This window comes from Xenorhabdus lircayensis (assembly GCF_016306625.1).
GTDB lineage: Bacteria > Pseudomonadota > Gammaproteobacteria > Enterobacterales > Enterobacteriaceae > Xenorhabdus > Xenorhabdus lircayensis.
In genome coordinates, this window is record NZ_JACOII010000028.1 from 94,584 (window position 1) to 108,814 (window position 14,231).

10 protein-coding genes are annotated in these 14,231 nt (G+C 39.4%); 8 read left to right on the forward strand and 2 right to left on the reverse strand.

Features of this window, described 5'->3' with window-relative positions; translation table 11 throughout:
- The first annotated feature begins 212 nt into the window (after window positions 1-212).
- Entirely contained in the window at window positions 213-1,565 is a 1,353-nt protein-coding gene (locus H8A87_RS07245; RefSeq protein ID WP_198689306.1) for an aegerolysin family protein, read from the forward strand.
- 70 nt (window positions 1,566-1,635) lie between these two features.
- Here H8A87_RS07245 and ansB read toward each other — a convergent pair whose 3' ends face one another.
- Window positions 1,636-2,679, reverse strand: a complete 1,044-nt coding sequence (gene ansB / locus H8A87_RS07250; RefSeq protein WP_198689307.1) for an L-asparaginase 2 — start codon at window positions 2,677-2,679, stop codon at window positions 1,636-1,638.
- Window positions 2,680-2,826: 147 nt separating this feature from the next.
- Here ansB and ycaO point away from each other — a divergent pair, with 147 nt between their 5' ends.
- From ycaO to H8A87_RS07285, 7 genes are all read left to right on the forward strand, one after another.
- Complete coding sequence (gene ycaO, locus H8A87_RS07255) at window positions 2,827-4,590, forward strand: 30S ribosomal protein S12 methylthiotransferase accessory factor YcaO (RefSeq protein ID WP_198689308.1); 1,764 nt, start codon at window positions 2,827-2,829, stop codon at window positions 4,588-4,590.
- A gap of 319 nt (window positions 4,591-4,909) precedes the next feature.
- On the forward strand, window positions 4,910-5,767 hold the full coding sequence (gene focA / locus H8A87_RS07260) for a formate transporter FocA (protein WP_198689309.1): 858 nt from the start codon (window positions 4,910-4,912) through the stop codon (window positions 5,765-5,767).
- Window positions 5,768-5,821: 54 nt separating this feature from the next.
- A complete protein-coding gene (gene pflB / locus H8A87_RS07265; protein WP_198689310.1) occupies window positions 5,822-8,104 on the forward strand; it encodes a formate C-acetyltransferase in 2,283 nt (760 codons plus the stop codon).
- 146 nt (window positions 8,105-8,250) lie between these two features.
- Entirely contained in the window at window positions 8,251-8,991 is a 741-nt protein-coding gene (pflA, locus tag H8A87_RS07270; protein WP_198689311.1) for a pyruvate formate lyase 1-activating protein, read from the forward strand.
- Between the two features lie 185 nt (window positions 8,992-9,176).
- Complete coding sequence (locus H8A87_RS07275) at window positions 9,177-10,319, forward strand: endonuclease/exonuclease/phosphatase family protein (RefSeq protein WP_198689312.1); 1,143 nt, start codon at window positions 9,177-9,179, stop codon at window positions 10,317-10,319.
- A 605-nt stretch (window positions 10,320-10,924) separates the two neighbouring features.
- The gene (locus H8A87_RS07280) at window positions 10,925-11,740 is read left to right on the forward strand and encodes a BPSS1780 family membrane protein (RefSeq protein WP_198689313.1); all 816 of its coding nucleotides are present in this window, start codon (window positions 10,925-10,927) and stop codon (window positions 11,738-11,740) included.
- Window positions 11,741-11,856: 116 nt separating this feature from the next.
- Window positions 11,857-12,660 carry a BPSS1780 family membrane protein gene (locus tag H8A87_RS07285; protein WP_198689314.1) on the forward strand — a complete coding sequence of 268 codons (804 nt, stop codon included), beginning with the start codon at window positions 11,857-11,859 and terminating at the stop codon, window positions 12,658-12,660.
- 225 nt (window positions 12,661-12,885) lie between these two features.
- On the opposite strand, the gene serS is transcribed toward H8A87_RS07285, so the two are convergent.
- On the reverse strand, window positions 12,886-14,175 hold the full coding sequence (gene serS, locus H8A87_RS07290) for a serine--tRNA ligase (protein WP_198689315.1): 1,290 nt from the start codon (window positions 14,173-14,175) through the stop codon (window positions 12,886-12,888).
- Between the last annotated feature and the right edge of the window lie 56 nt (window positions 14,176-14,231).

A 14,231-nucleotide genomic window follows, 5' to 3' on the forward strand; every position in this document is an offset into this window, starting at 1 on the left:
AATAAAGGGATAACTTAAAATATAATAACATAACCGAATAATCTTAAAGAGTAATTATTATTTTTCATAAAACCTATATTTCACATGCAACATTGATACATTAAATAACTCGCCTTATTTTTTATAAAGATCGCTTATGCTAATGCAACATAAAATAAAACACATCTCAGACAATATGTGACTATCTATAAAACAAATAGGATGGTATAAAAATGAAAGAAAGAAAATCAATTTTCCTAAATTATATATTTTTTATTATATTAATATTTTCATCTGTTTCTGCCATTGGAGCAGCCAGGTCAACTTTTATTAGCTTAAAAAATAGTACCGATGGTATTTTAATACTCGACTCCTCATCCTTAAAACACGGCATATGGAGCATCAATCCACCCAAAAAAATATTAACAGGTGGACTGGTAACTTTTATGTCTGAATCCAGTGGCTTTATGACTGGAACAGAAGGGACTGCCGTATACAAAGCCTCAGATGGAGCCAAAATAACCATACACTGGAATAATCCCTATTTGGGAAGTAATTCCTATAATATAAAAACAGATAAATCAGATAGTTACTTAACAGGTTACTCTGGAGGAAATGGGGATAATACTGAAATAAAAGTTACTTTCTTTAAAAAAAATTTAACCCGGGATTATAAGGTGATTGTTATGTCTGACCCACAGCCATGGAGATTAGAAACTGGAGATCCTAACTCTTCTGCAAATAAGAATCCCTGGGAAAATAGAAATCGGAGTGTTGTAAAAAGTATTAACGATCTACACCTGAAAGGGTTAGTAGATTTCGGTATTATCAATGGAGATATGACTGAGTTTGGTCGACAATCCACTAGAAATAGTTTTTATAATATATATAATGAATTATTATTTCCATTTTACTTCGGTCTCGGTAATCATGATTACCAAAACAATGTAAATGATTGCACAGAAGGATTTGATTTTAGTAAAAACGCCTGTGCAAGATGGTCTGTAGATAATATGGATTCAGAAATAAATAACAGGTATCAAAAAGAATTACTATTAAATTTCAGTAGTAATTACAATAATAATAAACGCAGCGGTAGTTTAGCCTATTCATGGGATTTTGGTAAAATTCATTATGTCCAACTACAGAACTACCCAACTTATTGGGTTACATTAGATCACTACGCTGCATCAACGATATATATAAAAACATCGATGGAATGGTTAAAAAATGACTTAGCCAAAGCGCATTCCAGAGGGAAAGTAAGCATTCTTAATTTTCACGATGGTACTCAACATTTTATTCAAAATAGTACAGATCAGCAGAAAAAAGAATTCAAAAATTTAATTGATCAATATAATGTCATGGCTGTATTTATTGGTCATACTCATCAGGTCAAAAAATCCAATGAGAATGGAGGGGATCCTATCTTTAGTGATGCCAAAATATATAATAGCGGTGCTCTATTCCAAGGTGATTTTTTACTGATGAATGTAAAAAATAAATGTATCAATATTTCAGTTTATAATGGCCGTGATGGAACACCTAAAAAAGTTAAAGATTTTCAGGGTAGTTGTGGAAAATAAATGTTCTATCTGGATAATGGAATATAAAAAGGCGCATTTAATGCGCCTTTTTATCATATCTATTCAGGAATTAATACTTACTGAACATTTCCTGAATTTTTGCTGCATCAGTAGTCTGAGTCAGAGCCAGTTGCAGAAGAACACGGGCTTTCTGTGGGTTCAGACGCTCTGATGCTACAAAGCCATATTTGCTGTCGTTAACTTCAGCATTCTGGGTAGTGTAGCCGAAAGGAATACGGCTGGAGCGAACAACTACAACGCCATCTTGAGCAGCTTTAGCCAGCGTATTGAGAATGGATGTATAGATGTTACCGTTACCTACACCCGCGCTGATAATGCCCTGATAGCCATTTTCAACGAAAGCTTTTGTTGGCAGATCAGATGCGTTGGAATAGTTATAAACGATGCCAACTTTTGGCAGTTTGTCCAAATTACTAACATCAAAAGCCGCTTTGCTAGCTTTTACTGGTACTGCAGAGTAATAGTTAACTTTACCGTTGTGAACGAAGCCCTGTGCACCCGCATTCACAGCCTGAAACGCCTGAACTTCAGTTGTGCTCAATTTACCGATGTCACGGCCATGAATAACAGAATTATTCATCGCAAGCAGTACGCCACGGTTTGCAGAGTTCTTATCAGCGGCAACAACAACGGCATTGTACAGGTTCAATGGGCCATCAGCACCCAGTGCAGTGGACGGACGCATTGCGCCAACCATCACGATAGGTTTCTGACACTGAGTCGTCAAATCGAGGAAATAAGCGGTTTCCTCCATAGTGTCAGTACCGTGGGTGATAACGAAACCATCGGTTTTATCACAATCTGCATTGACTTTTTTCGCCAGAGTAAGCCAAACCTGATCGTTCATGTCCTGAGAACCGATGCTGACAACCTGCTCACCTTTCAAGTCAGCAATGTTTTTGATAGCTGGTACAGCATTCAACAGTGCATCAACACCCACTTTACCGGCTGTATAACTAGACTGAGTTGCTGATTCCCCACCCCCAGCAATCGTGCCTCCTGTTGCCAAAACGGTAATATTTGGCAAAGCGAAAGCAGAACCACTGACTAAAGCCAGAAAACCGGCTATTGCTGTTTTTTTAGTCTTTTTCATTATTTAACCTCTTGTAAAAAAACTATTTTATTATGTAAACCAAGAATAAATAAACTCTAATTAACAATAATTTTTGGGAATTGATAGAGCGGACAAAAAAAACGCCGTATGATATGCGGCTTCTAACAGAAATTGAAGTGAACTACGATGACGCAAACCTATATCCCAGGCAAAGATGCCGCATTGGAAGACTCCATTAATCGATTTCAGCACAAGCTAGAATCCCTTGGTTTTAATATCGAAGAAGCCTCATGGCTGAATCCTGTCCCTAATGTTTGGTCGGTTCATATCCGCGATCGCGACTGCCCTCTGTGCTTTACTAATGGCAAGGGAGCCAGCAAGAAAGCCGCATTGGCTTCTGCATTGGGAGAATATTTTGAGCGCCTATCGACAAACTATTTCTTTGCTGATTTTTACCTTGGCGATACGATTGCCAATGGCGAGTTTGTTCATTACCCAAATGAAAAATGGTTCCCGCTGCCAAAAGATGATTCCCTGCCAGAAGGTATTTTAGACGAACGCCTGCACCGTTTTTACAACCCAGACAATGCACTCTGTGCCAGCCAATTGATTGATCTACAATCTGGTAATGAAGAACGTGGGATCTGTGCTCTGCCATTCATTCGTCAGTCAGATAACCAAGCTATTTATATTCCGATGAATATTATCGGAAACCTATATGTTTCAAACGGCATGTCAGCCGGCAATACCATGAGCGAAGCGCGCGTTCAGGGATTATCTGAAGTGTTCGAACGTTATGTGAAAAACCGCATTATTGCAGAATGCATTAGCTTACCCGGAATCCCACAAGACATTATGAACCGCTATCCTGGCGTGGTTGAATCAGTCAATAAATTACAGGAAGAAGGCTTCCCACTTTATTGCTACGATGCTTCACTCGGAGGTCAATTCCCGGTAATTTGCGTCGTATTGTTCAATCCCAATAATGGAACTTGCTTTGCATCCTTTGGGGCCCACCCTGATTTTGGCGTTGCGCTGGAACGTACTGTCACAGAATTGCTGCAAGGCCGTAGCTTGAAAGATCTGGATGTCTTTACTCCACCAAGTTTCGATGATGAAGAAGTCTCAGAGCATACCAATCTGGAAACTCACTTTATTGACTCAAGCGGTGCAATTAGTTGGGATCTGTTCAAACAGGATGCCGACTATGAATTTGCTGACTGGAATTTCAGCGGAACGACAGAAGACGAATTTTCTACCCTGATGGGTATCTTCAATACGCTGGATGCTGATGTCTACATTGCTGATTATGAGCACCTTGAGGTTTATGCCTGCCGTATTCTGGTGCCCGGTATGTCAGATATTTATCCGGTTGAAGATCTGCACATTGCCAATAACACAATGGGAACTCACCTGCGTGACACGATCCTGGCGTTGCCGGAGAGTCAATGGCAGCCAGAAGAATATCTTACTTTTCTTGAACAATTGGATGATGAAGGATTGGATGACTTTACTCGCGTTCGTGAATTATTGGGTATTGCTGCGGGTAAAGACAACGGGTGGAGCAATCTCCGTATCGGTGAATTGAAATCCATGCTGGCACTGGCCGGAAACGATCTGGAACAAGCACTGATTTGGGTTGAATGGACACAAGATTTCAATGCTTCTATTTTCACCGCTGAGCGAGCTAATTATTATCGTTGCCTGCAAACCTTGTTGCTGTTGACCCAAGAAGAAGATCGCGAGCCAGAACAGTATTATCAGGCATTCGTTAAAATGTATGGTCAAGATACTGTCGATGCAGCTTCCGCTGCCATTGCCGGAGAGAACGGCTTCCACGGCCTATGGTCTGTCGATTCAGAGTTAAAAGCATTGCCAGCACATCAGGCATTATTGAATGCCTATGAAAAACTGCAAAAAACCAAACGTGTGTTTTGGGCAAATAAATAAACAACTACATTAAAGTTTATTAAAAGTAAAATTCAGGTTAAATATAATTCATTTTGAAATAACAAATAAATGACAATTTAACCTGTTCTTTTACTTTTCATATTTGAAATCCCCAAAATCCTTTATATAAAATATTTTTATAAATTTTAAAAAATATTTTTCCAATACAAATCATTATATTAAAGTAAAAATATCGTATTTAGACAGTCATGATTCACTAGACTTTTGGTCTAACATGATCCATATCAAATTCAGATCCATATCCGTTTGTTACTATCATTGCGTGCTATAATTAATCATGGATAAAGAGAGTGTTAGGATGAAAACTGACAACCCTTTTAATTTATTCCCACCTGCTGTAATGGCACAAATCGCTGATGATAGTGGTGTATATAAAGTTAATAAACATCCCGCAGTGACTTATTTATCGGCAATCATGGCAGGTGTGTGTATCTCCATTGCTTTTGTTTTTTATATTACAGCAACGACAGGAACATCTTCCATTCCTTATGGATTGGCAAAATTAACTGGCGGGATCTGTTTTTCTCTTGGCTTAATGTTGGTGGTTATATGCGGTGTCGATCTCTTCACTTCCACCGTATTGACGATCATTTCAAAAGCGACAGGGCGTATTACTTGGTCGCAAATGCTGAAAAACTGGATTAACGTTTATATCGGTAATCTGATTGGTGCACTGTTTTTCGTGGCCTTAATCTGGTACTCAGGCCAATATACCGTTGCCAATGGTGCTTGGGGGCTGAATGTATTACAGACAGCAGATCATAAAATGCACCATACCTTTATTGAAGCGATGTGTTTAGGCATTTTAGCCAATCTGATGGTATGCCTTGCGGTCTGGATGAGCTATGCGGGACGTAGTCTGATCGATAAGTTGTTCGCGTTGATACTGCCAATTGGTATGTTTGTTGCCAGTGGCTTTGAACACAGTATCGCTAACATGTTTTTAATTCCGTTCGGGATTATTATCAAAAACTTCGCGCCAGATGAATTCTGGGAGAAAGTGGGAGCAACCCCCGAACAGTTTCCTCAGATCACCGTTTCAAACTTTATTACCGATAACCTGATCCCTGTGACAATAGGTAATATTATTGGTGGTACGGTATTGATTGGGTTGACTTATTGGTTCATTTATTTACGTGGCGGCAAAAAGAGCTAATCCGCCTCCACGCCAGATTTCTTAAAAGTTCCACTGTTAAAAGGTAGAAGTATCATGTCCGAGTTAAATGAAAAATTTTCTGTAGCATGGCAAGGTTTTAACGAGGGTAGCTGGCAGAATGAAGTCAACGTTCGTGACTTCATTCAGAAAAACTATACTCCGTATGAAGGTGATGAATCATTCCTTGCAGGCGCCACAAAAGAGACAGATATTTTGTGGGAAAAAGTCATGGAAGGTATCAAAATCGAAAACCGTACTCATGCGCCGGTAGATTTTGATACTAACGTTGCGTCTACAATTACCTCTCATGATGCTGGTTATATTGAAAAAAATCTGGAGCAAATCGTTGGCCTGCAAACCGAATCACCTCTGAAACGTGCCATCATTCCATTTGGTGGCACTAAGATGGTTGAAAGTTCTTGCAAAGCCTACAATCGCAATCTGGATCCAAAACTGAAACAAATTTTTACTGAATATCGCAAAACGCATAATCAGGGAGTATTCGATGTTTATACACCTGATATCCTGAAATGCCGTAAATCCGGTGTGTTGACTGGTCTGCCAGATGCCTATGGCCGTGGCCGCATCATCGGTGATTATCGTCGCGTTGCACTGTACGGCATCGATTTTCTGCGTAATGAAAAATATGTTCAATTCACTTCATTGCAAGAAAAACTGGAAAACGGCGAAGATTTGGAAGCGACTATCCGCCTGCGCGAAGAAATTGCTGAGCAGCACCGCGCTCTTGGTCAAATCAAAGAGATGGCGGCTAAATACGGCTATGATATTTCCAATCCAGCCATCAATGCCAAAGAAGCGGTACAATGGACTTACTTTGCCTATCTGGCAGCAGTTAAATCTCAAAATGGTGCAGCAATGTCCTTCGGTCGTGTTTCCAGCTTTCTGGATATCTACATCGAACGCGATATTCAAGCAGGCAAACTGACTGAACAACAAGCCCAAGAACTGACCGACCATCTGGTGATGAAACTGCGCATGGTACGTTTTCTGCGTACTCCTGAATACGATGAACTGTTCTCTGGTGACCCAATTTGGGCAACTGAATCACTGGCAGGCATGGGCTTGGATGGCCGCGCCCTTGTAACTAAAAACAGTTTCCGTTTCCTGAATACACTGTACACCATGGGACCATCTCCAGAGCCTAACATGACCATCCTGTGGTCTGAGAAGCTGCCAATTAACTTCAAAAAATTCGCAGCAAAAGTGTCTATCGATACATCGTCCCTGCAATATGAAAACGATGACCTGATGCGCCCTGACTTCAGCAGCGATGACTACGCTATTGCGTGCTGCGTCAGCCCAATGATTGTCGGTAAACAAATGCAGTTCTTCGGTGCCCGTGCAAACCTCGCAAAAACCATGCTGTATGCCATCAACGGCGGCGTGGATGAAAAAATGAAAATGCAGGTTGGCCCGAAAGAAGAACCAATGAAAGATGCCGTGCTGGATTATGACAAGGTCATGGCGCGCATGGATCATTTCATGGATTGGTTGGCGAAACAGTATGTCACTGCCCTGAATATCATCCACTATATGCACGACAAATACAGCTATGAAGCTTCATTGATGGCACTGCATGATCGTGATGTATTCCGTACCATGGCATGTGGTATCGCGGGTCTGTCCGTGGCAGCTGACTCACTATCTGCAATTAAGTATGCGAAAGTTTCGCCAATCCGTGATGAAGATGGCTTGGCAATTGATTTCAACATTGAAGGTGAGTACCCACAATTTGGTAACAACGACCCGCGTGTCGATGATATCGCTTGTGATCTGGTTGAAAGCTTCATGAAGAAAATCCAGAAACTGCAAACATACCGCAATGCATCTCCAACACAGTCTGTCCTGACCATTACCTCTAACGTAGTTTATGGTAAGAAAACCGGTAATACTCCTGATGGGCGTCGCTCTGGCGCACCATTTGGACCAGGAGCCAACCCAATGCATGGACGTGACCAAAAAGGAGCGGTTGCTTCACTGACTTCTGTTGCTAAACTGCCATTTGCCTATGCTAAAGATGGTATTTCATACACCTTCTCTATCGTGCCTAATGCGCTGGGTAAAGACGATGATGTACGTAAAGCGAATCTGGCGGGTCTGATGGATGGCTACTTCCATCACGAAACGGATATTGAAGGTGGTCAGCATCTGAACGTCAACGTAATGAACCGTGAAATGCTGCTGGATGCAATGGAAAGTCCTGAGAAATATCCTCAGTTGACTATTCGCGTATCGGGTTACGCTGTGCGGTTTAACTCTTTGACTAAAGAACAACAACGAGATGTTATCACCCGTACCTTTACTCAAACAATGTAACTACTGAAATTCATTGTTAAGAATAGAGTTAATTAGAATTGTGTTACCTCAAAATGTCATTATTTTCTATTGAAATGACATACACTAAAGGCCTCTTAATGCTTGGGGCCTTTATTAGCTTTGTCAGTTTCTGGAGAAATCCTTTCATGCCCGTACTTGGTCGTATCCACTCTTTTGAATCTTGCGGAACCGTTGATGGCCCGGGTATCCGCTTTATCGCGTTTTTCCAAGGTTGCCTGATGCGTTGCCTCTATTGCCATAATCGCGATACTTGGGATACCCATGGCGGAAAAACCGTGACTGTTGAAGAATTAATAAAAGAAGCGACAACCTATCGCCATTTTATGAATGCTTCTGGTGGTGGAGTCACAGCTTCTGGTGGAGAAGCGATTCTTCAGGCTGAATTTGTCCGTGACTGGTTCAGGGCTTGCCATGCAGAAGGCATTCATACCTGTTTAGACACCAATGGCTTTGTTCGTCGTTATGATCCGGTTATTGATGAACTGTTGGACGATACCGACCTTGTTATGCTGGATTTAAAACAAATTAATGATGATATCCACCAAAAATTAATCGGTGTTTCCAACCATCGAACTCTCGAATTTGCTCGTTATCTGGCAAAACGCAATCAAAAAACTTGGATTCGCTATGTGGTCGTTCCCGGCTGGTCGGATGATGATCACTCAGTTCATTTACTTGGTGAATTCACCAAGGGCATGGCAAATATTGAAAAGATTGAATTATTACCTTACCACGAACTTGGCAAACATAAATGGATTGCCATGGGTGAAGAATATAAATTGGAAGATGTTCATCCCCCATCAAAAGAGACAATGGATAAGGTAAAGAAAATTTTGAGTAGTTATGGGCATCATGTGATCTATTAGATTTATCCCCTTTCCTCACTACAAGCCTAATAAATCAGGCTATTCTTCTTAAGAAAAACTGACTCTCAATCACTTGAAGTCAGTTTTTTCAAAAAATCATCTTAATGACTTAGATTCGATCTAATATTTCTTGCCAATAACAAGGGAGCTAATTACTTTATATTATCACTTAGGAGGATATCATTATGAAAAATTTAATTTATTGTTTCTTCATATCATATATCTTATTAGTTTCATTAAATACACAAGCCAATAGCATAGCGTTGAAATCAAATAGACAAATAGTAGAAAATAATGATAACGCATTGATAAATTATAACAATGTGTCTACTGATAATAAAAACCAAGTCGATATTAAGCGTAAGAATAATAAAACCACATTAAAAGTCTTCACATTAAATATTTGGTTAGAAGGCACTCCAGTTAAAGGAGGCTATGAAGGTATCGTAAATGCGATAACTTCTGCTGATGCTGATCTTATATCACTTAATGAAGTGAAAAATTATAATCATATTGATTTTACTAAACAGTTAGTCAAAACTCTTAATGATAGAGGTTTAACATATTATTCTTACAAATCAAAAAATGATGCCAGCATTCTTTCTCGCTACCCTATCATTAAACATAGTAGTTTCGACAGATTCACTAAAGCATTAATTCAGATAAATAACACTTATATAGATTTTTACTCAGGTCATTTAGATTACAAGAATGCGGCCAATTATCTTCCCAGAGGTTATGATGGTAATACTTGGAAAGAGTTACCCAATGGCCCAGATACCAATATTGATGATATCTTGAAAGAAAATAATGACTCCAAGCGCCCAAATTCGATTAACTTATTTATAAATAATGCTAAAAATGAAATCAATAACAGCCGTATTATTATACTAGCTGGCGATTTTAATGAGCCGTCTTGGCTGGATTGGTCAGATAAAACAAAAAATCTGTTCGACCATCACGGCACCGTTGTTCCTTGGACTAGTACCCGATTATTGACGAATGCGGATTATCTTGATACCTATCGAGTAAAATATCCCAATCCAGTCGCATATCCAGGTTTTACCTGGCCCGCCAATAACGTAAACGTTGAGATTAGCAAACTCGTATGGGCACCCAAAGCAGATGAACGTGAACGCATTGATTTTATTTTTTATCATACTGATCCGCGCTTAACAGTACAAAACGCGGTTATTGCTGGCCCCTCCGGTAGCATCGTTAGGGGCAAACGTGTTGAAGAAACCTCCCATGATAAGTTTCAACAACCTAAAGGAACTTGGCCATCTGACCACAAAGGCGTATTAATTACATTTGATTTGAAAACCTAACTGTCTTATATGGTGTGTACATATCCAAAATACCATGGTTAAACAAAAATTGATTCAATTAATTTATTAATTGTAATGGGTTATCACAATATCAGGCTGTACTCAGCCTGATATTACTTAAATTAAGTGCCAGATCGAGCTTTCATTTTTCTTTTTAATTGCATCAATTAATTATGACCAGCCAATATTTAAAGCACTTTATTGTTTTATCGGACCCAAGCCTAACACAAGGTTAGATTTTCACCATAACAATATGAGAATAAAACAATAAATTAGACTAGAATTCTGATACCAGATTAAAATATTTTAATCTAAAAACATACGTTATTTAATGGCAAAAATAAAATCATTTACTTTATGTAAAGATAAATTAGATGATTAAACTAAAATTATATCCTAACAATCAAAAAAATTCTTCAATATATTCAGTAATACCGATAAAAACCACACATTAATCCACTGATAAGAATCACAATTAATACTTGTTGATTAATAATTTTTATATGATAATCCTGCCGTTTTCTCTAACAATTTGTGTTAGTGGGATGGAAATAGAGAAAAACTAATTCAACAATCACTACTTAATTAAGATAAATCGGAAAAAAATGGACACTCAAGATATTAATTTCAATTCAGGGGAAAATAATGTATCCCTGAGCAAGAAGAAGGATACATTCATTCCTGGCGGTCGTGCCGCAGGAGCCGGGGCAGCGACAGAATGGATTGGTAATGCTTGGGAAATGTTTAAAGCACAACCAATAAAATGGATACTACTAACCTTAGTCTATCTAGTTATCACAATAGTTTTACAATTTATTCCTATCGTCAGTATTGTAGTAGCTCTGTTTGGTCCAGTATTTATTGCTGGATTCATCGCTGCTAGTGAAAAACAGAGAACAACAGGCAACTTCGAAATAGAATCACTTTTCCATGGATTTAAGGATAAACTCGGTTCATTGGTTGCTGTTGGTGGGCTTGTTATAGGCATATACATACTTGGTGGCATTGCTGCCGTTATGCTCGGAGGTACAAGCTTACTTCAAATGATTTTAGCTGGGCAAGACCCAGACTCAATGCTATTAGTGGGCAGCCTTTCTACTTTAATGCTGGCAGCCTTTGTTATGCTGTTCTTTAGCCTCGTTGCCCTTGCATTTAGCTGGTTTGCTCCTGCTCTGATCATCATTAATGACCTAAAATTCGGTGAAGCAGTATCCATGAGCCTGAGCGCAGTAAAGAAAAACTTATTCGGTGGTTTTCTCTTTTTCTTACTGATGGGCATTCTAATATTTATTTCCGCAATTCCATTACTCTTAGGCCTGCTTGTAACCACACCTATGTATATGGCAACCTATTATACAACCTACCGCAGTATTTTTTATGCGCCAGAAGAAAAAGAGACAAAATCTAGCTTAATCAGCTAAATACTTGTTAACAGATATCCATATGCAAAAAGCGCTATAACTAGCGCTTTTTTATTATTCTTTAACAACATTGTGTATTTAGAATACGGAATTATTTAATAATAGGAAATAAAAAAATGGATAATCAAAATTTAGAAAAAATATCTAACGATTCAACTAATGACGACTATGTCTTCATTTCCAATGGCCAAACAGTTAGTGTGAGTACAGCCATCGGCTGGATAGGTGATGCATGGGATTTTATATCTCCTAGGCTTGGCATGTGGGTTTTAATGGGAATTATCTATGGGGCCATCACCTTAGGTATTGCATTGATTCCTTATCTTGGCTTTATCCTATCTAATTTACTGGAACCCTTATTTATTGCTGGGATTATTGCCGTTTGTGAAACACAAAGAACCACTGGTAAATTTGAATTAGAACGACTTTTCTATGGTTTTCAGTATAAATTTGGTGTGCTACTTGCGGTCGGCATGGTTGTCTGTGGAATAAAACTATTAGGATATCTCACTGCTGCACTTATAGATGGTGACGACTTATATCAGGTTATTTTTAGTGGTATCTCTTTATATGATGATTATAATTCAATAACTTTTGATGATGGTTCATCCTCATCATTTTTATCTCTCTTTGCTATCCTAATCTCCTTATTTTTATCTACTGCATATTCTTGGTTTGCTCCTACATTAATTGTACTTAATAACTTCAATGTAGGAAAAGCTCTTTCAACCAGCCTAAATGCTATATGCAAAAACCTTTTAGGGACACTATTATTCTGTTTATTTATTGGCCTTTTGATTTTTGTTTCCGCCATTCCATTTTTATTGGGTCTTTTGTTCACAACACCACTGCATATGGCGGCCTATTATTCTTCTTATCGCAATGTTTTTTATAAAAAAGAAAAAAACACTGAGAAATAAAAAGATTAATTACAATTTATGGATAATAAATGGAGTTTGAAAATCATGGATAATAAAAATAATCATCTCCACTATGAAAGGAACTATACTTTAGATCGGTGATGTTTAGAGATATCTAATATCAGCTAAGTTAGGAATGTGAGTACTGCTCAAACTTACCTTCCTGATATTTACCCACAAAAAAAGCGCCATGATTCGGCGCTTTTTTATTAAGAATACAGATTATTAACCAATGTATTCCAATCCATTCATATAAGGACGCAATATTTCTGGGATTTCGATACGTCCATCTGCTTGCTGATAATTTTCCATAACCGCAACCAGAGTACGACCTACTGCCAGACCAGAGCCATTCAGTGTATGCACCAACTGGGTTTTCTTGTCATCTTTACCACGGAAACGCGCTTGCATACGACGAGCCTGAAAATCCCACATGTTAGAGCAAGAGGAGATTTCACGGTACGTATTTTGCGCTGGCAACCAAACTTCCAGATCGTAAGTTTTTCTTGCGCTCGCTCCCAAGTCACCAGTACACAGCAACATCTTACGGTAAGGCAAGTTCAGTAACTGCAATACTGTCTCAGCATGCCCTGTCAGTTCTTCCAGTGCATCCATGGATTTTTCAGGATGAACAATCTGAACCAACTCAACTTTATCAAACTGGTGCATACGAATCAGACCACGGGTATCACGACCATAAGAGCCCGCTTCAGAACGGAAGCAAGGCGTGTGTGCCGTCATTTTCAGTGGCAATGCGCTTTCATCCAGAATTTCATCGCGAACCAAGTTAGTGACAGGTACTTCCGCAGTTGGGATCAAAGCATAGTTGCTGCCAGATTCTTCTTCCAATGGTCTGGTATGGAACAAGTCTTCACCAAACTTAGGTAATTGACCCGTACCGTACAGAGAATCATGGTTAACCAGATAAGGGACATGGGTTTCCAGATAACCGTGCTGTTCAGTATGCAAATCCAGCATGAACTGCGCGATAGCGCGGTGCAGACGAGCGATCTGACCTTTCATTACCACGAAACGTGAGCCAGTCAATTTTACCGCAGCAGCAAAATCAAGACCGCCAGTCAGTTCACCCAGCAATACATGATCTTTGACTTCAAAATCATACTGGCGTGGTTCACCCCAACGGCCAATTTCCAGGTTATCACTGTCATCTTTTCCATCAGGAGAAGAATCATCAGGAATATTCGGCATGCTTAATGCGAGATTACGGATCTCTGCCTGCAACGCTTCCAGTTCAGCTTTTGCTGAATCCAGTTTTTCTCCCAACTGATTCACTTCCTGACGCAGTGGTTCGATATCTTCACCACGAGCTTTCGCTGCGCCAATAGACTTCGATCGGGAATTACGTTCTGCCTGCAGGGTTTCAGTTTCAACTTGTAAAACTTTGCGGCGCTCTTCTTGTTTGCGCAGCATCTCCACATCAAGGGTATAACCCCTGCGAGCCAGTTTTTCGGCGACTGCGTCTAGCTCATTACGCAGTATATTTGGATCGAGCATGCTAGTCCTGTGCTTGTTATTAAGAAAATTGTTATTGTGAAAAGGTGATTAAATCG

Coding starts and splice junctions, on each gene's coding strand:
- pflB (WP_198689310.1), top strand. CDS start 5,822: ATGTCCGAGTTAAATGAAAAATTTTCTGTAGCATGGCAAGGTTTTAAC.
- H8A87_RS07275 (WP_198689312.1), top strand. CDS start 9,177: ATGAAAAATTTAATTTATTGTTTCTTCATATCATATATCTTATTAGTT.
- ycaO (WP_198689308.1), top strand. CDS start 2,827: ATGACGCAAACCTATATCCCAGGCAAAGATGCCGCATTGGAAGACTCC.
- pflA (WP_198689311.1), top strand. CDS start 8,251: ATGCCCGTACTTGGTCGTATCCACTCTTTTGAATCTTGCGGAACCGTT.
- ansB (WP_198689307.1), bottom strand. CDS start 2,679: ATGAAAAAGACTAAAAAAACAGCAATAGCCGGTTTTCTGGCTTTAGTC.
- serS (WP_198689315.1), bottom strand. CDS start 14,175: ATGCTCGATCCAAATATACTGCGTAATGAGCTAGACGCAGTCGCCGAA.
- focA (WP_198689309.1), top strand. CDS start 4,910: ATGAAAACTGACAACCCTTTTAATTTATTCCCACCTGCTGTAATGGCA.
- H8A87_RS07280 (WP_198689313.1), top strand. CDS start 10,925: ATGGACACTCAAGATATTAATTTCAATTCAGGGGAAAATAATGTATCC.
- H8A87_RS07245 (WP_198689306.1), top strand. CDS start 213: ATGAAAGAAAGAAAATCAATTTTCCTAAATTATATATTTTTTATTATA.
- H8A87_RS07285 (WP_198689314.1), top strand. CDS start 11,857: ATGGATAATCAAAATTTAGAAAAAATATCTAACGATTCAACTAATGAC.